Source organism: Marinobacter bryozoorum (assembly GCF_023156245.1).
GTDB lineage: Bacteria > Pseudomonadota > Gammaproteobacteria > Pseudomonadales > Oleiphilaceae > Marinobacter > Marinobacter bryozoorum.
Map to the genome: position 1 here is coordinate 26,875 of NZ_JAKZAH010000031.1, position 18,605 is coordinate 45,479.

The 18,605-nt window shown below is 59.3% G+C and carries 22 protein-coding genes; 6 read left to right on the plus strand and 16 right to left on the minus strand.

Annotated features, from left to right (window positions below):
* The 4 genes from lspA to murJ form a co-directional block, all read right to left on the minus strand.
* A complete protein-coding gene (gene lspA, locus MLC59_RS14795) occupies positions 1-522 on the minus strand; it encodes a signal peptidase II (RefSeq protein WP_248235694.1) in 522 nt (173 codons plus the stop codon).
* 15 nt (positions 523-537) lie between these two features.
* Positions 538-3,357 carry an isoleucine--tRNA ligase gene (gene ileS, locus MLC59_RS14800; RefSeq protein ID WP_248235695.1) on the minus strand — a complete coding sequence of 940 codons (2,820 nt, stop codon included), beginning with the start codon at positions 3,355-3,357 and terminating at the stop codon, positions 538-540.
* Between the two features lie 10 nt (positions 3,358-3,367).
* Positions 3,368-4,339, minus strand: coding sequence for a bifunctional riboflavin kinase/FAD synthetase (gene ribF / locus MLC59_RS14805; protein WP_248235696.1), 972 nt, complete (start codon positions 4,337-4,339; stop codon positions 3,368-3,370).
* Between the two features lie 73 nt (positions 4,340-4,412).
* Positions 4,413-5,990, minus strand: coding sequence for a murein biosynthesis integral membrane protein MurJ (gene murJ, locus MLC59_RS14810; protein WP_248235697.1), 1,578 nt, complete (start codon positions 5,988-5,990; stop codon positions 4,413-4,415).
* Positions 5,991-6,215: 225 nt separating this feature from the next.
* Here murJ and rpsT point away from each other — a divergent pair, with 225 nt between their 5' ends.
* Both rpsT and MLC59_RS14820 read left to right on the plus strand, forming a co-directional pair.
* Positions 6,216-6,482: a 30S ribosomal protein S20 gene (gene rpsT, locus MLC59_RS14815; protein ID WP_248235698.1), complete on the plus strand. Its 267-nt coding sequence runs from the start codon at positions 6,216-6,218 to the stop codon at positions 6,480-6,482.
* A gap of 130 nt (positions 6,483-6,612) precedes the next feature.
* Positions 6,613-7,233, plus strand: coding sequence for a flavin reductase family protein (locus tag MLC59_RS14820; RefSeq protein ID WP_248235699.1), 621 nt, complete (start codon positions 6,613-6,615; stop codon positions 7,231-7,233).
* A 30-nt stretch (positions 7,234-7,263) separates the two neighbouring features.
* Here the strand turns inward: MLC59_RS14820 and MLC59_RS14825 are convergent, their stop codons facing one another.
* From MLC59_RS14825 to MLC59_RS14835, 3 genes are read right to left on the minus strand one after another with little or no spacing between them, the layout of a single operon-like run.
* Positions 7,264-7,578 carry an AzlD family protein gene (locus MLC59_RS14825; RefSeq protein ID WP_248235700.1) on the minus strand — a complete coding sequence of 105 codons (315 nt, stop codon included), beginning with the start codon at positions 7,576-7,578 and terminating at the stop codon, positions 7,264-7,266.
* Positions 7,575-8,312: an AzlC family ABC transporter permease gene (locus MLC59_RS14830; protein WP_248235701.1), complete on the minus strand. Its 738-nt coding sequence runs from the start codon at positions 8,310-8,312 to the stop codon at positions 7,575-7,577. Before MLC59_RS14830 ends, MLC59_RS14825 begins: the two co-directional genes overlap by 4 nt.
* Positions 8,305-8,637 carry a hypothetical protein gene (locus MLC59_RS14835; RefSeq protein WP_248235702.1) on the minus strand — a complete coding sequence of 111 codons (333 nt, stop codon included), beginning with the start codon at positions 8,635-8,637 and terminating at the stop codon, positions 8,305-8,307. Before MLC59_RS14835 ends, MLC59_RS14830 begins: the two co-directional genes overlap by 8 nt.
* Positions 8,638-8,805: 168 nt before the next feature.
* Between MLC59_RS14835 and MLC59_RS14840 the strand changes: the two genes are divergently transcribed.
* The gene (locus MLC59_RS14840; RefSeq protein ID WP_248235717.1) at positions 8,806-8,946 is read left to right on the plus strand and encodes a YdhR family protein; all 141 of its coding nucleotides are present in this window, start codon (positions 8,806-8,808) and stop codon (positions 8,944-8,946) included.
* Here MLC59_RS14840 and MLC59_RS14845 read toward each other — a convergent pair.
* From MLC59_RS14845 to MLC59_RS14870, 6 genes are all read right to left on the minus strand, one after another.
* On the minus strand, positions 8,906-9,310 hold the full coding sequence (locus tag MLC59_RS14845; RefSeq protein WP_248235703.1) for a DUF4112 domain-containing protein: 405 nt from the start codon (positions 9,308-9,310) through the stop codon (positions 8,906-8,908). The genes MLC59_RS14840 and MLC59_RS14845 overlap by 41 nt on opposite strands.
* 68 nt (positions 9,311-9,378) lie before the next feature.
* A complete protein-coding gene (locus MLC59_RS14850) occupies positions 9,379-10,086 on the minus strand; it encodes a tellurite resistance TerB family protein (RefSeq protein ID WP_248235704.1) in 708 nt (235 codons plus the stop codon).
* A 142-nt stretch (positions 10,087-10,228) separates the two neighbouring features.
* Positions 10,229-10,612, minus strand: coding sequence for a DUF2750 domain-containing protein (locus MLC59_RS14855; protein WP_248235705.1), 384 nt, complete (start codon positions 10,610-10,612; stop codon positions 10,229-10,231).
* Positions 10,613-10,678: 66 nt separating this feature from the next.
* Positions 10,679-11,323 (minus strand): class I SAM-dependent methyltransferase, encoded by a 645-nt coding sequence (locus tag MLC59_RS14860; protein WP_248235706.1) that lies wholly within the window; start codon positions 11,321-11,323, stop codon positions 10,679-10,681.
* A 47-nt stretch (positions 11,324-11,370) separates the two neighbouring features.
* On the minus strand, positions 11,371-11,763 hold the full coding sequence (locus MLC59_RS14865) for a glutaredoxin family protein (protein ID WP_248235707.1): 393 nt from the start codon (positions 11,761-11,763) through the stop codon (positions 11,371-11,373).
* Between the two features lie 181 nt (positions 11,764-11,944).
* Entirely contained in the window at positions 11,945-12,424 is a 480-nt protein-coding gene (locus MLC59_RS14870; protein WP_248235708.1) for an FKBP-type peptidyl-prolyl cis-trans isomerase, read from the minus strand.
* A gap of 107 nt (positions 12,425-12,531) precedes the next feature.
* On the opposite strand from MLC59_RS14870, the gene MLC59_RS14875 reads away from it, so the two are divergent.
* Complete coding sequence (locus MLC59_RS14875; RefSeq protein ID WP_248235709.1) at positions 12,532-13,134, plus strand: DUF938 domain-containing protein; 603 nt, start codon at positions 12,532-12,534, stop codon at positions 13,132-13,134.
* A gap of 14 nt (positions 13,135-13,148) precedes the next feature.
* Here MLC59_RS14875 and radD read toward each other — a convergent pair whose 3' ends face one another.
* Positions 13,149-14,921, minus strand: a complete 1,773-nt coding sequence (radD, locus tag MLC59_RS14880; RefSeq protein ID WP_248235710.1) for a DNA repair helicase RadD — start codon at positions 14,919-14,921, stop codon at positions 13,149-13,151.
* A 388-nt stretch (positions 14,922-15,309) separates the two neighbouring features.
* Here radD and MLC59_RS14885 point away from each other — a divergent pair, with 388 nt between their 5' ends.
* The gene (locus tag MLC59_RS14885) at positions 15,310-16,572 is read left to right on the plus strand and encodes a methyl-accepting chemotaxis protein (RefSeq protein ID WP_345799785.1); all 1,263 of its coding nucleotides are present in this window, start codon (positions 15,310-15,312) and stop codon (positions 16,570-16,572) included.
* A 52-nt stretch (positions 16,573-16,624) separates the two neighbouring features.
* On the opposite strand, the gene MLC59_RS14890 is transcribed toward MLC59_RS14885, so the two are convergent.
* A complete protein-coding gene (locus MLC59_RS14890) occupies positions 16,625-17,062 on the minus strand; it encodes a DUF3010 family protein (RefSeq protein WP_248235712.1) in 438 nt (145 codons plus the stop codon).
* 19 nt (positions 17,063-17,081) lie between these two features.
* On the minus strand, positions 17,082-17,426 hold the full coding sequence (locus MLC59_RS14895) for a PBPRA1643 family SWIM/SEC-C metal-binding motif protein (protein ID WP_248235713.1): 345 nt from the start codon (positions 17,424-17,426) through the stop codon (positions 17,082-17,084).
* A 436-nt stretch (positions 17,427-17,862) separates the two neighbouring features.
* Between MLC59_RS14895 and MLC59_RS14900 the strand changes: the two genes are divergently transcribed.
* Complete coding sequence (locus MLC59_RS14900) at positions 17,863-18,534, plus strand: DUF4457 domain-containing protein (protein WP_248235714.1); 672 nt, start codon at positions 17,863-17,865, stop codon at positions 18,532-18,534.
* Positions 18,535-18,605: the final 71 nt, after the last annotated feature.

An 18,605-nucleotide genomic window follows, 5' to 3' on the forward strand; every position in this document is an offset into this window, starting at 1 on the left:
CTATCGGTTGCTCCCGTCCGCCGCCTGGTCGTCGGGCTTGCGGAACATGTCGAGTATCATCATGCCGGCACCGATGGTGATGGCGGTGTCGGCCAGGTTGAAGGCCGGGAAGTGCCAGTCCTGCCAGTAGAAGTGGAGGAAGTCCACTACGTAGCCGTGGACTACCCGGTCATAGACGTTACCAATCGCGCCACCAAGGATCAGGGCGATGGCGACGGCGGTCCAGGTTTCGTTGCGTTTCAGTCCCTTCAGCCAGTAGACCAGCACCACACTGACGACTACCGCCAGCGCCACGAAGAACCAGCGCTGCCAGCCGGCCGCGTCTGCCAGGAAGCTGAACGCCGCACCCGTGTTGTGCAGCAGGGTCAGGTTGAACATGGGCACCACCGGCACTGGCTGGCCGTAGGTCAGCATGGCGGTGGCCATGGCCTTGGTGCCCAGGTCGATGGCAATCACCGCCACGGCCAGCCATAGCCACTTCAGTTTGGTGCCGGTCTGTTCCTGTGTCATGGCAGCGTCCATCAGCGTTCCACTCCGTCAGGCAAAGGAGCGGGTTTCACCCGGGCCTTCCACGTTGGTCACACAGCGGCCGCACAGATCGGTGTATGTCCCGTGCTGGCCAACGTCTTCCCGGTGGTGCCAGCAGCGTTCGCACTTGGCGTGGGTCGCCGGGGTTACTTTGACCATCAAGCCTTCGTGACCAGTCTGCTCGGCGCCATCCGCCTCGGAGATCGGGCGTACGGCGGCTTCGGAGGTGATCAGCACAAAGCGAAGCTCCTCATCCAGATGCTTCAGCCGGTCCGCCAGTTCGCCCTCGCAGTACAGGGTCACTTCCGCACTGAGAGAACCCTTGATCTCACCACGGCCGCGAGCTTCTTCCAGGCACTTGTTGACGGCTTCCTTGACGCTATAGATTTCGCGCCAGTAGTCACGACCCAGTTCGGCATTGTCCGGCAGCGCGGTAAGGCCTTCGTACCAGGTTTCATAGAACACGGTCTCGCCCCGCTCACCTGGTAGGTGCTGCCAGATCTCATCGGCGGTGAAGCTGAGGATCGGCGCAATCCAGCGCACCAGGGCTTCGGCCACGTGGTAGAGCGCGGTCTGACAGGAACGGCGGGCCAGGCTGTCAGCCGGGGTGGTGTACTGGCGGTCCTTGATGATGTCCAGGTAGAAGCCACCCAGGGTAGCCTCACAGAAGTTATAGACCTTCTGGTAGATTCGCAGGAAGGCGTAGTTGCCGTAATCCTCGTTCAGCTCGTTCTGCAGCTGCAGGGCACGGTCCACCATCCAGCGGTCCAGGGCAATCATGTCCTCCGGCGCCACCATATGCTCCGCCGGGTCAAAACCGGTGAGGTTGCTCAGCAGGAAGCGGGCGGTGTTGCGGATACGACGATAGCCGTCGGCGGTCTGCTTGAGGATGTCCTTGGACACCGTCATCTCGCCGCTGTAGTCGGTGGCAGACACCCACAGGCGCAGGATGTCGGCACCCAGTTCGTTCATCACCTCCTGGGGCGCAATCACGTTGCCCAGGGACTTGGACATCTTGCGACCTTTGCCATCCACGGTGAAGCCGTGAGTGAGCACCTGCTTGTAGGGTGCCACGCCGTTCATGGCGATGGAGGTCTTCAGGGAGGACTGGAACCAGCCACGGTGCTGGTCGGAGCCTTCCAGGTACATATCCGCCGGGAATTGGCCCAGCTCTGACCGGGGGCGAAGGACCGATTCATGGGTAACGCCCGAGTCAAACCACACGTCCAGGGTATCGGTGACCTTCTCGTACCGGTCCGCGTCGGCGCCCAGCATGTCGTTGATATCGAGGTCATACCAGGCGTCGATGCCATCCTTCTCGATGGCCTGGGCGGCCTTTTCGATCAGGGCCTGGGTGTCCGGGTGCAGCTCCTGGGTTTCCTTGTTGACGAACAAGGTGATGGGCACACCCCAGGTGCGCTGACGGGAGATACACCAGTCCGGGCTCTGCTCGAACATGGCTTCGATACGGTTCTGGCCCCAGGCGGGTACCCAGCGCACACCCTTGATGGCTTCCAGGGCGTCGGCGCGGAGGTTTTCCTTGTCCATGCTGATAAACCACTGGGGCGTCGCCCGGTAGATCAGCGGGGTCTTGGTCCGCCAGCAGTGCGGGTAACTGTGCTGGAACTTCTCCGAGCGCACCAGCTTGCCTTCCCGCTCCAAGGCGGAGCAGACAGGTTCATCCGCCTTGTATACGTGCACCCCGGCAAACTCGCCGGCGGCGTCGGTGTAGGTGCCGTCCGCACGGACCAGGTTGATGGTGCCGATGCCATAGGCCTTGCCCACTTCAAAGTCTTCCATACCGTGATCCGGTGCAGTATGGACCGCGCCGGTACCTGCGTCGGTAGAGACGTGGTCACCCAGCACAACAGGCACCTGCTTGTCGTAGATCGGGTGGTGCAACTCAAGCCGCTCCAGGGCCTCGCCCTTGCAGGTGGCCAGTACTTCAAACTGCTCCACATCCCAACGGCTCATGATGCCCTCGACCATCTCAGCCGCCAGGATCATCCGTTCCGGGCCATGGCCCACATCGGTCTGCACCAGGGCGTACTCCAGCTCCGCGTGGAGGGACACCGCCTGGTTGGCCGGAATGGTCCAGGGAGTGGTGGTCCAGATCACGACAGAGACATCGCCCTGCCCCTGGTCGGTCCCGAAGGCCGCCAGCGCCTTGCCTTGATCCACGGCGGTGAAGCGCACATCGATCTGCGTTGAGGTCTTGTCCTGGTATTCAACCTCCGCCTCGGCCAGCGCGGACTGACCGACCACGCTCCAGTAGACCGGCTTGAAGCCACGAACCAGGTGCCCCTTGGCGACGATCTTGCCCAGAGCACGGACGATGCCTGCTTCCACCTTCGGATCCATGGTCAGGTAGGGTTTGTCCCACTCGCCCATGACGCCCAGGCGAATAAAATCAGCCTTCTGGCCTTCGATCTGCTTGGTGGCGTAGTCACGACAGGCCTGGCGGAAGGTCTTGTAGTCTACCTTGACCCCGGCCTTGCCGATTTCCTGTTCCACCTTGTGCTCGATGGGCAGGCCATGGCAGTCCCAGCCGGGCACGTAGGGCGCGTCATAGCCCATGAAGCTGCGGGACTTGACGATCATGTCCTTGAGAATCTTGTTGACCGCGTGACCGATATGAATGCTGCCGTTGGCGTAGGGAGGGCCATCGTGAAGAATGAACTTGTCCCGGCCTTCCCGCTGCTGGCGCAGGTTGCCGTACACATCCAGGTCCTGCCAGCGCTTGAGCATGTCGGGCTCGCGTTTGGCCAGGTTACCGCGCATGGGGAAGGCGGTTTCAGGCAGATTCAGCGTGTGCTTGTAGTCGCTCATAGTCTCTCGGTCAGTGTTGGTTGGCGACCGTGCCGTGGTCGGCGATCCACGCCCGGGCATTCTCGAAATCCCGGGCGATCTGGTCTTTGAGTTCATCAATGGAATCAAACTTGATCTCGTCCCGCAGCGGGTGGCGGAACGTGACAGCAATACGCTGGCCATAAAGTGTGCCAGCAAAGTCCAGCAGGTGCACTTCCAGCGAGGGCTGGCGGCCGTCTACCGTAGGCCGCAGGCCGATATTGGCCACTCCGTCACGGCGACTGCCATCCGGCAGTTCCACGTCCACCACGTACACGCCCCGCAAGGGGGCCAACCGATCCAGCAGTATATTGACGGTCGGTGCGCCAATGGTACGGCCCAGCTGACGGCCATACACCACCTTGCCGCGAATGGTGTAAGGGTGGCCAAGTAGGCGCCCGGCCAGCTCAAGCTGGTTTGTCTGGAGGGCATTGCGTATCCGCGTGCTGCTGACACGCTCCCCGTCGATGGTGACGGTTCGGGTGTTCTCCACGGAGAAGCCTTCCGTCTCCCCTACCTCACGGAGCAGCTGGAAGTCTCCGGCGCGGTCGCAGCCAAAGCGGAAATCGTCCCCCACCACCAGGTGGTGGACTTTCAGGCCGTCGATCAGCACGTCCTCAATAAAGCCCATGCCGGAATAGCTGCGGAAGTTCTCGTCGAACTTCAGGCACAGCACACAGTCCACCCCGTGGGACAGGATGGCCTCGAACTTCTGGCGGAATCCGGTCAGCCTCGGTGGCGCATCATCCCCCTGGAAGAACTCCCGGGGCTGGGGCTCGAACACCATGGCCACGGATGGCACACCCAGTTCAGTGGCCTTGTCTTTTACCTGGTCGAGGATGGTCTGATGCCCCAGGTGCACACCATCGAAGTTGCCCACGGTGGCCACGCAGCCCCGAGACAGAAAGGTATTCTCCTGGTGTGACAGCAGCTTGAGGTTGGTCAGCCCCCGGATCAGACGCATGCGTACTGCGAACCCTCTATTGGATGCTTGCCAGCAACCTGATGTTGCTGGTGAGAAAACGCGCGATTATAACCTATCGACGGCGGAAATGTCTTACCCTCACGCCCACCAGGGCGAGAGTCAGGAAGTAGACCGCAACACCTGCGGCGACCAGCACCGCCATTTCAAGCGCACGATCCAGGCCGCCATACGCCAGCCAGGTGGGCACCGGCTCATTGAGCAGCAGTATCACACCAGCCAGCACTCCATTGGCCACCGCCAACTGCAACAGGAACTTCATGGCCCCGGCCTGGGCCTTCCAGGCGCCCTCTTTTGCCAGGCCGCGCCAGAGCAGGAACGCGTTCAGCCAGGCCGATAGCGACGTTGCCAGGGCAAGGCCGGCGTGGGCCAGGGGCAGGATCAGGGCGAGATTGAAGACCATGTTGGCCACCATGGCGATCACACCGATCTTGACCGGCGTCCTGGTATCCTCCCGGGCAAAGAACCCGGGCGCCAGCACCTTGATCAGCATGAAGGCGAGCAACCCCAGGGAATAGGCCCGCAGGCTCTGGGCCGACATGGCCACGTCCCGGTCGGTTACCTCACCGTAGTGGAAAAGGGTGGCAATCAGCGGCTCAGCCAGCAGCACCAATGCTACGGCTGCCGGCAAACCGATCAGCAGCACGGCCCGTACCGCCCAGTCCACGGTCGCTGCAAATTCGTCGCGGGACTGCGAGGCGTGCTTGCGGGAGAGGTTGGGCAGGATAACCGTGCCGATGGCAATCCCGAACACGCCCAGCGGCAGCTCCGATAAACGATCGGAATAATAGAGCCAGGACACACTGCCGGTCTGCAGAAACGACGCCAGCACCGTATCCAGCAGCAGGTTGATCTGGCTGACGGATACGCCAAACAAGGCCGGCGCCATCAGCTTCAGGATCCGGCGGACCCCTTCATGGCGGTAATCCACCCGCGGTCGGGGCATGAGCCCCAGACGCATCAAAAATGGCAACTGAAAGAACAACTGCAACGCACCGGCGATGAATACGCCCCAGGCAAGCGCCATGACCGGCTCGTCCATCAACGGGGTCATAAAGATCGCCGCGCTGATCATCGACAGGTTCAGGATGACCGGGGTGAATGCCGGGACCGCAAACCGGTCGTAGCTGTTGAGGATGGCCCCGGCAAATGCTGTCAGGGAGATCAGCAATAAATAAGGAAAGGTGATGCGCAGCATGTCGCTGGCCAGGCCGAACTTGACGGCGTCATCCGTGAAGCCAGGCGCGAAGACGGCTGTCAGCACCGGGGAGCCAGCCATGGCCACCACGGTGACCGCCAGCAACACCAGCCCGAGAGAGCCGGCCACTGCATTGACCAGGCGCCTGACCTCGGTAATGTCACCCTGCTCACGATAGGATGAAAGCACCGGCACGAAGGCCTGGGAGAAGGCCCCCTCGGCAAACAGGCGGCGCAGGAAGTTCGGAATCTTGAATGCCACGAAGAAGGCATCTGCCCCGGCGCCGGCCCCGAAATACCGCGCAATCACCATATCCCGAACCAGCCCCAGTACCCGGGAAAGCATGGTCATTACACCCACCACGCCGGACGATCGCAACAGGCCGGGTGCTTGCGGGGGTTGTGGCGGGGTTTCCGGGGACTCCGACTGGCGCATTCAAACCGCTTCCTGTGGTAAAGGTGGCAGGAGTTTATCACAGGGTTTGCGGGCGTCGGGAGATGCGCCCGGCCCTTGACATTGACGGCGTCTGAAGGCATGATTCCGCGTCATTTATTTTGACGCGTCGAATGCAGTGGGCGCGGCTACGATTGTCGGGGCGACTTCCGCGAAGGCGCTCTCAGCGAATTCAGATTTTCACACAGATTTTTCAGGAGTTACACGGTGGCAAATACCCCGCAAGCCAAGAAGCGCGCACGTCAGAACGAAAAGAACCGCAAGCATAACGCCAGCCTGCGTTCCATGGCGCGTACCTACATGAAGAAGGTTCAGTCCAAGATCGAAGCCGGCAACTACGAAGAAGCCCAGAAGGCCTTCCAGGAAGCCCAGCCGATCATGGACAGCATGGTCAACAAGGGCATCTTCGCCAAGAACAAGGTTGCTCGCCACAAGAGCCGTCTGACCACCAAGATCAAGGCGCTGAAAGCCTGACTGGTCAGATCGACTGAAAAACCCCGCCACGGCGGGGTTTTTTATTGCCTTTCACCCGGCCACCTACTGGCCATCCCCACTGCCAAAGGGGTTATGATGCCCACACCGATCCAATAACAAGGTGTGCGCTATGGCAGACGATATCCATTTCTACGAACCCGCCAACGGACACGGACTGGCCCACGATCCGTTCAACGCCCTGGTGGCACCACGCCCCATTGGCTGGATCTCCTCCCGCGATGGCCAGGGCAACCTGAATCTTGCCCCCTACAGCTTCTTCAACGCATTCAATTACCATCCACCCATCGTTGGTTTCTCCAGCATTGGCTATAAGGACTCGGTACGTAACGCAGAGGAGACCGGCGAGTTCTGCTGGAACCTGGTTACCCGCTCGTTAAGCGAAGCCATGAATGAGACCTGCGCGCCCGTTGGCCCCGAGGAGGACGAATTCACTCTCTCCGGCCTGACGCCACGACCCTCCCGGGTCATATCGGCACCCCACGTTGCAGAAAGCCCGGTGGCTCTGGAGTGCAAAGTATCCCAGGTACTGCGCCTGACCGGTGCCGACGGAGTGCCCGTAGACACCTGGATGGTCTATGGCGAAGTGGTAGGGGTGCATATTGCAAGGCACCTGCTGAGGGATGGCATCTACGACACCGGTGCGGCTGAACCGGTCATGCGGGGCGGAGGCCCTGCGGATTATTTCAGCGTCGGCCCAGGGCAAAAATTCCGGATGAACCGTCCGGGCTGACCAGGGGCCGGCCAGGCAAAGGTCCAGGATCTACCCGACCCCCAGGCGAACAAGGGCTGCGACCAGGATGCCTGCAGCAATCGCGGGCAGCGGACGCCTTGTGCCAAGCATGATGATGGCCGTAGTAGCCAGGGCCGCCAGCGCGCCGGCATCACCGCTGAAGGCCATGGGCACGATAATCGCGATCAGCACCGAACTGGCCATGGCATTGATGAAGCTCTCGATACGGGGGCTGATCCGCACAAAGGACATAACGAATGCGCCGCCATAGCGGGTCGCCAGGGTAACCACGGCCATGAGGGCGATGATGACCAGGATACCTGCGGGTGTGGTCTCGATACTCATGGCGCCTCCTGCTCCTCCCGGGGTTGACCACCCTGCCGGGGCTCAAGCCAGAAAAATCCAACTACCCCACCGGCGAGCGCGCCAACAACCACATGGATGTTGGGCGGTAACCAGCGCCAGGCCGCCAGCGCAGCCACCGAGGCAACCACCCACGCGACCAGGGTACGGGGCGACTTCTTGCCTCCCAGTGCCATGGCCAGCAGAAAACACCCCAGCACCATGTCCAGGCCCAGCGCCTGCGGGTCTTTGAGCAGGCCGCCGAAGTAAACGCCCAGCCCGGTGCCAATCACCCAGGCCAGCCACAACACCGCGCCACCACCAACGATGACTTCCAGGTTCTTGCGGCCATTCTGGTAATCCTGGGCCGCCACCGCCCAGTTAGCATCGGTCAGCAACAGCAGCACGCCGTAGCGTTTCCCTGGCGGCAGTTCCCGCAGCACCGGGTACAATGAGGCCCCCATCAGCAGGTGACGAGAGTTGATTGCAAACACCACGGCCAATAACGGAATCAGTGATACCTCGGTACCCCACATATCCACCGCGGCAAACTGGGATGCGCCGGCAAACACCGTCACGCTCATCAGTAACGTCTGCAGCGGCGTCAGCCCCTCCTGCACCGCCGCCAGTCCGAAGGCCGCACCGAAGGCAACGACAAACAGCGAGATAGGAAGCAGCCGGAAGAATTCTGCACGGACCCTGGCCGGCTGCCACTGGTAAGGGTAGTTCTTATCCATCCCAGCCGAAAAACTCTTCCATCCACTGAATCAGTGTGTCCACGCTGACGCTTGAGAAATCCACCGGCTGGAACGTATCCCCGGCCTCCTCATCGATGGTCACAAACTGATAAAGCAAAACGCCCGGCTGCTCATCGTGCAGGATCAGGTTGATCCGCCGACGCGTGCGCAGGCAGTCAATGGTCATGGCGTCGGCAGGAATACCCACATCACGCATGCCCCGCCTGACGCTGACGACGGGGTTGATGTGTTCATGGGCCTGCTGGATGCGGGCGTGGGCATCGCTGGCCATATCGGACAGAGCTTTGAGGGGATCTTCAGGCATGGAACGTCGTACGAGTCTGCTTTGTGTAATGGCCCCGGGTAGAGGTCGGATACACCCAGTCTAACGGAGAGAGAGCCCGCCTTGAACGAAAATCCCTGTTCCAGTTGAAGCCAGCCACTCTGGAAACTGCAAGAGAGGGCTGATAAACGGGAAGCCGGTGGCATCTATCTGTTCGAGGACGAAACCAGCGCCCGCGCCTATCTCGACATGCACTCCCGCAGGCTCAAGGAGTTTGGTGTACCGGAGGTAAATGCAAAGGTGTTCGGGGTTAACGAGGCGCTGTCTGTGATTGATCACGGCCCGGTGTGACGGCTGAATTGCTGCTTCCGGATATCTCACTGAGTTCATCCCGCAGGATGCGTGCGTTGCGCAGGTTGGCCTTGTAGAAAAAGTCAAAGCCATCGCCTAGCACCGGCACCGAGCCGATAACCGCATCCAGCAGGATGTTCTTGAGAATGTGGGCCCTGGCCTTCCGACTGGCCCCGGCCCTCTGCGCCTCCACCAGGATGTAGCCCGACAGCAACAACCCGGTCATATCACCGATCACCGGCACCAGCCCCAACAAGCCGTCCAATCCGACAGAGAAGCGAGTGCCCGGTATACCGATTGCGCTGTCCATGAGCCGGCTGAACCGATCAACCCGGCGCAATGCCTTTGCACGTTGGTCTGTCATTCCGTCTCGCCCGACTGGCTCAGCACCGGCTTATCCCCTTCAGACAGGAACTCATAATCTGGCCAGGCTCAGGCTGGCTCGAGCACCTGGCGGTCCAGTTCTTTCGTCAACGTCGGCGGCAGCTTCAGGGCGTTAGCCAGCTGGTCAAGCCAAGCTCGCTCCATGGGGTTCTGGTCGTCGATAATCACGGCACTGACCAGATAGATTTCCCGTGCGGCCTGGGGTGAGTCGGCCTGCAGGGCGAGCACATCAGCATCCAGTGGTGCGTCGAACTGCTGCTGAACCCAGACCTGCAACTCGTCGTCAGCGCCCAGCTTCTCGATTTCCTGAGTCAGTACGGCACGCTCATTGGCATCAATATGGCCATCAGCACGGGCTGCCATAATCATCGCCTGCAGGATTTCCAGGCCCCGTTGTTCCCGGGCCTGCCCCTGCAAATGCTCAAGGGGTTGGCCCTGCGACGCATCAGCACCAGACCCGCTCTGATAATTTTGATAAGCCTTCCAGGCCAGCACGCCGATACCGGCGAGGGCGCCGTACTTGATCGCCTTGCCGCCCATCTTCCGGCCCCGTTTCGAGCCGACCATCAGACCCAGCGCGCCGCCACCCAGCAGGCTTTTCAGATCGATACCACCAGTCGAACCCGACGAACCTTTTAATTGCGAGGAAAGGCTGTCGACTACGCGACCCACATCCATCCCACTGCTGGAGCCTTTGCCACCGGACTGGCCTGAAGCCTGGCCGATGAGCTGATTCAGAATCGACGATACATTCATGGGGTAATTCCTTTTAGCGATTGCGGGGAAACAGAAACTAGGCTTTTGACCCTCAGTCAACAAGGATAGTTCCGCTGCAACGTTCCGGGAAGTTCATTCCGCCTTTGCCTTGCCCGGAACGGCTGTGGACCCAGGTGCGGGCCTAGAAGCTTGCCATCGCCTCCTGCAGATCGCCCTTGAGCTCCTCCGGCGCGGTGATCCAGAGTTCCCCATCTTCGCCAGGGAGAACACCAATCTGCAGCCCGTCCCTGGTGAGTCCTGGCACCCATTTCTTGAAGAAATCCGGAAGCGAAATACTTTTTGGTGAGAGGTCACCGGCTGCCCGGGCATAATCCAGGGCAAGCTCTGAATGGGGCCAGACCGGCAGGTACGCCACGCCGTCTTCGTCCGATACGATTTTCAGGAAGTGTTGGTCGGCATTGACCAGAATCCAGATCTCGCGCTCCTCGGCCACTTCGCTCAGGAAGTAGTCATAACGCTCCTCGCCATCCATCTGGAGAATTTGCCTTAACGGGTTATCGCTCATAACGGGGCCACGGCTCTTTCGGTTAGTGTCTTGGGAGTCTATCGCAAAAGCCGGTAGGATCGGGCATTACAGCGATGATTCAGTGTTGGCAGGATCTGACTCGGCCGGCCACGGCTTACGCCAGCGATACACCCGCATCGGCGGAATGTTCAGCAGTTCCAGCGCCGTGCTGACTGCCGGCCCCATCACCGGCGTGGTAATCCTCGCCACGTCCCCAAGAAACTGATAGGCGACGAAGCAACCGCCTTCCACGAGGGAGTCCTGCACCGCCTGCGCTACACGCGTACCCACCTGCTCCGGCATTTTCGAAAACGGTATACCGGAGATCACCACATCCGGCTGCCCAAGCTGGTGCCAGGCCAGGATCTCGCCAAGGTCCTCGGCACTGCCCTGGTAGTTGATGAAACGTGGATCATCGATCTCATGGAGTAATTCATGAAACCAGGGGCTCAGCTCAATGGACAGCAAACGCGCATCGGGACCAAGTTGCCGAAGAAAGGTACGGGTAGTCCCTCCCGTTCCGGGCCCCAGCTCCACCACCAGCCTGGCTGATGACAGGTCTGCCGCATCGACAATCCGCTTCTCCAGGAATCGTGAACTGGGAATAACCGAACCTACCTGGGCCGGCTCACGCAGGAAACCCCGAAAGAATGCCAGCGGGCTGGTTCTTCGGGTTGCGTCATACTTCGGGCTGCTGCTTTCTCCATCCATGCTGTCTTCTCAACCTGGCTGTTGGGCGTGTCTGTTGAGCTTAGCAGTCACGCGGGCTCAAAGCGCTCTTGCAGCCATGCCTTGATGTCGTCGGATTCGTACAGCCAGCTGACGCTACCATCATCCTGGTGAATCTTCAGGCAGGGAACCTTGATGCGGCCGCCTCCGGCTTCCAGGTCTGCCCGATGCCGCTGGTCATGCTGGGCATCGCGGGTTTCGATGTTCAGGCCAAGTCGGGCGATCTCCTTGCGCACCTTGATGCAGAACGGGCAGGCACCGAACTGGTACAGGGCGAGGTTTTTACTGGCCTCGTCGACACGGGCCTGCTCGTCAGCGGAACGGGTTACGCTTTTGGGCGTACTGAGCTTTTCGCTGAGTAGCATGAAGGGGGTCAGTACCAGGCGCAGAGTGCGGAAAAAATAGCGAATGATGACTCTCATGGGTAATGCTCAAACTCCGGATTGATAGCGGCCTGCCGGGTGTCGGCGTTCAGGCTTGATCGCGAGGACAGAGGGTATCACTTCTCGCGGTCAGCCCGAACCTGGCACTGGGCAAAAGACAAGCTACAACGACACACCAGTCCGGCCAACACAAGTGCTTGCGGGCTGAAAGCACCGGGCTTCAGTGATGCCCGCCGGGGCCATGCACGTGGCCGTGGGCTATCTCCTGCGCGTCGGCCGGGCGCACTTCAATGATTTCCACATCGAAGGTCAGGGTTCTGCCGGCCATGGGATGGTTGGTGTCCACATCGGCAAACTTGTGGCCAACCTTGGCAACGAGTACGTGGCGAGGACCATGCTCAGTTTGCACCTGGGCGATCATCCCCGGCTTCCAGCGTTTGGCGCCCATCAGGTGCTTGATCGGTACACGCTGGATGGCGTCATCCTTACGGGGACCGTAGCCCTTGTCCGGAGTAACGGTAACCGTGAAACTTTCGCCGGCGTCGCGACCCTCCAGTGCTTCTTCCAGGCCCCGGATGATGCCGCCGTGGCCGTGCAGGTAGGCGTTGGGCTCGCCGCCACGGGAGTCTTCAACGACATTACCCTGTTCATCACTGACGCTGTAGTGAAACAGGACAACCTGGTTCTTTTCGATTGGCATAGGATTCTCTGCGACGGTTAAGGATATGCCATTATAGCCACCAGCGACTTTAATCTCAGCTAATAGATCACAGCCGCGACTGTCGCCCGCGAGAGGAGAATTACCCGATGACCAGCGACCTGCCCTGTTCCCAAGCCTGCGAGAATAACAAGGCCCCAATCCTCGAGAAGCTGAAGGCCATCTTCAACGCACCAGGCAAGGTCCTGGAGATCGGCACCCTCACCGGACAGCACGCCGAGCATTTCGCGCAGGCCATGCCTCACCTGCAATGGCAGCCGAGTGACCACCCGGAGTCGGCTCACCTGTGTCGCCCCCGGCTGAAACAGGCGTCCCTGCCCAACATCCTGCCGGTCGTTGAGCTGGACGTAAGTGAGGCCAACTGGCCGGTCGAATCCTTCAGGTGGGTTTTCTCTGCCAATACCGTCCACATCATGTCCTGGCGCGAAGTCGAACAGATGTTCCGCCATATCGGCGAGCGCCTGCCAGAAGATGGCGCCTTTTGCCTGTACGGACCTTTCAACAACCAGGGTGAATACTCGAGTGAGAGCAACCGTCGCTTTGACCAGCATCTGAAATCCCAGGCGCCACATATGGGCATCCGGGACCTCACCGACCTCAGCGCCCTGACTGAATCGGCCGGGATGACCCTTGCTGAAAACCATCCCATGCCTGCCAACAACCGCCTTCTGGTGTTTCGGAGAGTAGCTTGAAGTTATCCCCAGGCTCAGTACGCCTTACGATAGCTGCCCTGATAATCGAAGATCCGTTCCTGAACCTGCCAGTAGTGCTTTTGCTTGCGGGCAATGACAAAGTCCGGCGCCGGCAGCATGGCTTGCATCTCCAGCACCTCCTCCGCCTTGCTGAAGGCTTTCGGGGCCTGGCTGTTGGCAAAACGACGTCCGAACAACCGGTTGAAAACGGTGCGCTGCGCCGGCCTGCCGAAATCGAACGACTCGCCGAGCTCTTCCCCGTCTTCACCGTGATAGGTGATCCTCAGTTTACTGCCATCAATACTTAATGTTATCCCGGCGCAGCGGATCACCATTGCATCCTTGAGTTTCAGCGCATCCCTTAACTGATCATCCGGGTCGATAATGGCTGTTTGGCACTGTCCGCAATTACGGGCCGCAATGTCATTCTCGCCACCACAGTGCGGGCATTCCTTGAAACGAAAACGGTAATCGCATTGTTGCGCACGCCCGTTCGGCCCGACGGGCCTGTCCCCATCTGCTGGCTCCAGCAGCCCCTGGCAGCGGCGGCCGTAATGCTCAACAACACGGCCTTCAGCGTCTGTCTTGCCCCAGAAGATATTGGCAAAGCCACAGCCCGGGCAGAATACCTGCACCGGCTCGCTGTCGGGGTTGGGTTTTGGTTCCCCTACCTCCGGGTGGCACAAGTTCACATGATTGCCCGCATAGTCAATCACCAGGCAATCCTGCTTGCCTTCGTCCAGACGAAGACCGCGACCCACAATCTGCTGATACAGACTGACCGACTGGGTGGGCCGAAGAATGGCGATAAAGTCCACGTGGGGCGCATCGAAGCCCGTGGTGAGTACAGACACATTTACCAGGTACTTCAACTGCCGCTGCTTGAAGCGCCGGATCAGCCGATCCCGGTCTTTCTGATCCGTTGCACCGGTAATCAGCGCGGCCTGGTCTTCCGGAAGGTAACCGGTAATCTCCCTTGCATGCTCTACCGTTGCCGCAAAGATCATCACTCCCTGGCGATCAGCTGCCAGCTCAATCACCTGCTCGATGATGGCTCGTGTTACACGCTGGTGTTTGCCCAGCAGCTCGTTGACGTCCCTCTCGGCGTATTCGCCAAAACGGTCCCTGGGCAACGCGGAGAAATCGTAGTGCGCCACCGCCGCGTTCACCAGCTCCGGCCGGGTGAGGTAGCCCCGATTGATCATGTAGCTTAACGGCAGTTCGTAAATGCAGCGCCCAAAGGGCTTGTCCCGCTCTTCATCCGAGCCCCGAACAAAGCCCCGGTAGTGGTAGCGATAGATCCAGCCCATGGCCAGCCGGTAGGGGGTGGCGGTGAGCCCGAGCACTTTGAGGGAAGCGTTTTGCTGCCTCAGCAGTTCAATGATCCGTTGATACTGACTGGTTTCCTCACCGCTGACCCGATGGCACTCATCGATGATGACCAATGAGTATTCATCCCCGAAGTGATCCAGGTTCGCCGATACCGATTGCACGCTGGCAAAGGTCACCTGGTGCTGGTTTTCCCGACGCTTCAGACCGGCGGAGAAGATGCCAGCGGTTGACCCATAGCTCTCGTACTTGGCGTGATTCTGCTCCACCAGCTCCTTGACGTGGGTAAGCACCAGGATCTTGCGGCGGGCAAGGCGGGCCAGCTCGGCAATGACCAGGCTTTTACCGGCGCCGGTGGGCAGCACAATCACGGCTGACTCATCGGATTGTCGGAAGTGACGCAGCGTGGCTTCCACCGCTTCCTGTTGGTAAGGCCGGAGCTTGAAAGGTGTGTTCATTGGGCGGCGGTTGGTCGTTGTCTCGATGGAAAGGTGGTCATACTAACAAATACCGTCGCCATGATTGATAGGCGGGATAACCGGGATCCAGAAGCATCACGAGCCAAAACTTCACACTCAGCGCTACCAAAAACCTCCAGCTCTCGCTTTTGCAGCCGTTACACATACAGCACTCGGCCACATGCCAGCCCAACGACTCCTAAACCAGCAGGGATGAGCGAGCCCCATTGGCAGCAGTCTCAACAAACTGGTTGTCGGCTCGAGGCCTTGTTACTGAGTATGGATGTTTGGTGTGCACCGCTCTAACCATCTGATCAACCGAGAGATCACAGGTATGTTTCACAGCAAAGCACGGCAGGAGAACTCCACGCTTCAGGATGAACTGTTTATGCTGAGTCAACTTCTCGATAGCGTATCCAGTGAGATGATGGTTCTCGAGATGGACCGGTCAGGGACTATAACCTCTGTTAACGAGAAGTTCAGGTCGGAATTTGGCCCAGGCGCTGACTCTGTTACCGGCAAACGAATGACGGAACTGGTGCCGCAGCCCCTGCGTAATACCGGGCACTTCCTGAAGATGAAGTCCGGGCTCGAGAACCAGGAGGTCTGGGTTGGTGCCTGGCAGGTCAGCAATAGCGATGAAACAACACTGTGGCTGCGGACCACCCTTTGCCCGGTAAAGCATCGAAACGGTGAGCTGAATGGCTACAAGGCGTTCGCGAATAACCTCACCCGCACCATTAGCACCTCCAAGGAACACGAAAACCTCATCAATGCGATGCAGCGCTCAACGGCGGTGATCGAATTCGACATGGACGGCCATGTGCTGACTGCCAATGACCTGTTCCTGAATTCGTTGGGATACACCCTGGATGAGATCAAGGGCCAGCACCACCGCATGTTCTGCGCCCCTGATGTTTATGAATCCCCGGAGTACGAGCATTTCTGGGCGCGCCTCCGCCAGGGTCAGTTTGTGGCGGATCGCTTCCGGCGTATCGACAAGTTTGGGAACGAAGTCTGGCTGGAGGCATCCTATAACCCGCTTCAGAACTCCCAGGACGAATTTTACAAGGTGGTCAAGTTTGCCACCGTGATCACCGAACAGGTCTCTCAGGAACGTGAAGTGGCCAATGCCGCCGGCGTCGCCTTTGAAACATCCAAGGCTACCGACGCCAGCGCCAAGCGCGGGATGGAGGTGATGCATGAAACCGCCGAAGTCATGCAGAAACTGGCTGAGCAAATGACCAGCGCTGCCGAGAGCATCGGCAACCTGGATCAGCAATCCCAGAAAATCAATTCACTCATACAGAGCATCAGCGGTATAGCGGACCAGACCAATTTACTGGCACTGAATGCGGCCATCGAGGCGGCCCGTGCTGGCGATCAGGGCCGCGGCTTTGCGGTGGTGGCCGATGAGGTAAGAGAACTGGCCCGTCGCACTTCATCCACTACTGAAGAAATCGTCGGCGTAGTCGGACAGAACCAGGAACTGACCTCTCAGGCAGTGGACATCATTGAAACGGGCAGAAAGCAGGCCGAGCACGTCAATCAACAGATGGTGGAGGCCAGTAACGTGATCAAAGACATCCAGGACGCCTCGCAACAGGTGGTAGATGCGGTTTCACAGTTTTCAGACCGGCTGGGTAGCTAACCGCCAGAACTGAACCCTAGTGTCCCGCCAGGCCCCGGGTTGGGTCGGCCTGTCAGGCGGCAGCCCTCATATGACCCACATAGGCAACAGTAAAGGCCGTTTCCTGGAAGGCCTTTAGCCCGGTTTCAGCGAACGGCACCGGCAACGGATTGGCTGCAAGAGTGGACTTGATCAGTGCTGGCGGAAGTAACGTTACTTCCAGATCCAACCCGGAAATGAGCTGGATGGCGGCCTCCAGCTTGAAGCTGACGGCGCCGCCGGCGAACTTGCCCTTTTGCATCCGCTCCTTGATGACAACACGGGAGACACCGTACTCGGCCGCCAGGCCAACGAAATCTGACTGGAACTGCTTCAGATCTTCCCGGGTGTAGTTCCGGTTCAGCGACAGCTTTCGTACCTTGCTCTCCGGCAGGCTGAACTGGCCGCGATCCAGAATCAGTAAACAGACCACCGCGTCGTTACCGGTCAGTTCGACGCCACAGATCACCATACTATTCTCCTGACGGCCTTCAGCCGCAGCACTTCTTGAATTTGTTGCCACTGCCGCAGGTACAGGGATCGTTCCGGGACGGAGCCTTGGCCGTGGTCACCGTCGCCCCTTTTCCGGAGAGGGCTGTCAGTTCGCTGATGGACTCTTTGGCCCCTTCGCTGAGATCAACGGTGATGTTCGCATAGAGCCCCGCCTCTGCCACCTGGGCTTCGACTTCCTGCTTGCGAGCCTCGCTGGTGACCACCAGGTTCAGCGGGTACTTTTTGCTGCCCGCCTTCTTGCTAGCCCTGGTCTCAAAGCCGCCGTAGGCAGTGTGGTGCTGGCGAGCGTCCTGCCGGCCCTTGTAGAAAAACTTGTCTGACATGCTGACATCCTGGTGAAAGAGAGGGTGCCTGGGACGCTCGATCATGATCGGCCTCCGGGCGGCGACGTTTTAGCATGCTTTTGGCAACCGGGACAGATCTATTTCTCTATAACCTGCGACCATAGGCAACCCGCTACCTCTTCATTCGCGTGCCAATGCTCCAAAACCTTTCCCGTGCCGGATGATTAAACCGGGGCCAGCCATTTCCCACCGTATGAGCCCGCTCGGGTTCAATTCGACCTCACCGCAGCAGATGGCCCGAAAAGCTCAATGCGTATAACTGGCGCGGATAGTTACACATTTCCTTGTCAACCTGGTTTACAGCACCAAGTGCTCTTCCGACAGAACTCTCCGGAATACATTAGATAAATCCTTCATGGCGCCGGAATTGCTTGGGTTCGCCATGCAATAAACCCACGGTATAAGGAGACTATGGATGTTATTTAAACCCTCTCTTAGCTGCGTTTTATTAATCTGTACGTTCGGTGCTGTGAATGCCGTTGCAGCGCCTGTTTACCTTAACGAAACTAACATTTCGGTAGCTGTCGGATCGGGCACATCGTCCGGCTCGTTCAACAACACCTTTGCTGGTGGCAACACAATCAACAAAGTTATCGACGCGCCATCAGCGGACGCCGAAGAATTTCACAACCAGAGCACACATATTTGGTTTACGGCAGATAGCGTTGGTGGTGGACTTGAGCTCGACTTCGATTTCGGCCAGGAATACGACATCAGTACGCTCCATTTCTGGAACTACACCGGTGAGAACTTCGATGTTGACGAAATTGATTTCACGTTCTTCAGCGCTTCGAATACCGAAGTTGGCACCCTGGAAGTCTTTCCTGACCTGGGTAGCAGCCCAGGCATTAAGGCCCAGGATATAAACCTCGCCGCTCCTCTGAATGTGCAGTACGTGACAGCATTTCTGACGGGTTCCAACCGACAAGTTGATTTCCAGAACATCGGTTTCAGCGCCGAGGTTTCAGACCCGACAAACCCGGGAACGGACCCAGCGCCCGTTTCGGGCCCAGGCTCCCTGGGTTTGCTCGGTATTGCCATGGCCAGCCTGTTCGGCCGCTTCCGGCCTCATAGGAAGTGGGTCTAGTGTCCCGTTTGGTTAATTCGCTGATCTACTGAGCCACTGAGAGCCTTGAGAGCTAGGCGCGGTGGCGAAGG

What these genes read in the sequence shown, in the direction of transcription:
- MLC59_RS14885 (WP_345799785.1), top strand. Translation starts at nt 15,310, where the DNA reads ATGCTGAGTCAACTTCTCGATAGCGTATCCAGTGAGATGATGGTTCTC.
- ileS (WP_248235695.1), bottom strand. Translation starts at nt 3,357, where the DNA reads ATGAGCGACTACAAGCACACGCTGAATCTGCCTGAAACCGCCTTCCCC.
- MLC59_RS14820 (WP_248235699.1), top strand. Translation starts at nt 6,613, where the DNA reads ATGGCAGACGATATCCATTTCTACGAACCCGCCAACGGACACGGACTG.
- ribF (WP_248235696.1), bottom strand. Translation starts at nt 4,339, where the DNA reads ATGCGTCTGATCCGGGGGCTGACCAACCTCAAGCTGCTGTCACACCAG.
- MLC59_RS14845 (WP_248235703.1), bottom strand. Translation starts at nt 9,310, where the DNA reads ATGACAGACCAACGTGCAAAGGCATTGCGCCGGGTTGATCGGTTCAGC.
- MLC59_RS14890 (WP_248235712.1), bottom strand. Translation starts at nt 17,062, where the DNA reads ATGGTGATCTGTGGCGTCGAACTGACCGGTAACGACGCGGTGGTCTGT.
- murJ (WP_248235697.1), bottom strand. Translation starts at nt 5,990, where the DNA reads ATGCGCCAGTCGGAGTCCCCGGAAACCCCGCCACAACCCCCGCAAGCA.
- MLC59_RS14870 (WP_248235708.1), bottom strand. Translation starts at nt 12,424, where the DNA reads ATGCCAATCGAAAAGAACCAGGTTGTCCTGTTTCACTACAGCGTCAGT.
- MLC59_RS14900 (WP_248235714.1), top strand. Translation starts at nt 17,863, where the DNA reads ATGTTATTTAAACCCTCTCTTAGCTGCGTTTTATTAATCTGTACGTTC.
- radD (WP_248235710.1), bottom strand. Translation starts at nt 14,921, where the DNA reads ATGAACACACCTTTCAAGCTCCGGCCTTACCAACAGGAAGCGGTGGAA.
- MLC59_RS14855 (WP_248235705.1), bottom strand. Translation starts at nt 10,612, where the DNA reads ATGAGCGATAACCCGTTAAGGCAAATTCTCCAGATGGATGGCGAGGAG.
- MLC59_RS14825 (WP_248235700.1), bottom strand. Translation starts at nt 7,578, where the DNA reads ATGAGTATCGAGACCACACCCGCAGGTATCCTGGTCATCATCGCCCTC.
- lspA (WP_248235694.1), bottom strand. Translation starts at nt 522, where the DNA reads ATGGACGCTGCCATGACACAGGAACAGACCGGCACCAAACTGAAGTGG.
- MLC59_RS14850 (WP_248235704.1), bottom strand. Translation starts at nt 10,086, where the DNA reads ATGAATGTATCGTCGATTCTGAATCAGCTCATCGGCCAGGCTTCAGGC.
- MLC59_RS14895 (WP_248235713.1), bottom strand. Translation starts at nt 17,426, where the DNA reads ATGTCAGACAAGTTTTTCTACAAGGGCCGGCAGGACGCTCGCCAGCAC.
- MLC59_RS14865 (WP_248235707.1), bottom strand. Translation starts at nt 11,763, where the DNA reads ATGAGAGTCATCATTCGCTATTTTTTCCGCACTCTGCGCCTGGTACTG.
- MLC59_RS14860 (WP_248235706.1), bottom strand. Translation starts at nt 11,323, where the DNA reads ATGGATGGAGAAAGCAGCAGCCCGAAGTATGACGCAACCCGAAGAACC.
- MLC59_RS14875 (WP_248235709.1), top strand. Translation starts at nt 12,532, where the DNA reads ATGACCAGCGACCTGCCCTGTTCCCAAGCCTGCGAGAATAACAAGGCC.
- MLC59_RS14835 (WP_248235702.1), bottom strand. Translation starts at nt 8,637, where the DNA reads ATGCCTGAAGATCCCCTCAAAGCTCTGTCCGATATGGCCAGCGATGCC.
- MLC59_RS14830 (WP_248235701.1), bottom strand. Translation starts at nt 8,312, where the DNA reads ATGGATAAGAACTACCCTTACCAGTGGCAGCCGGCCAGGGTCCGTGCA.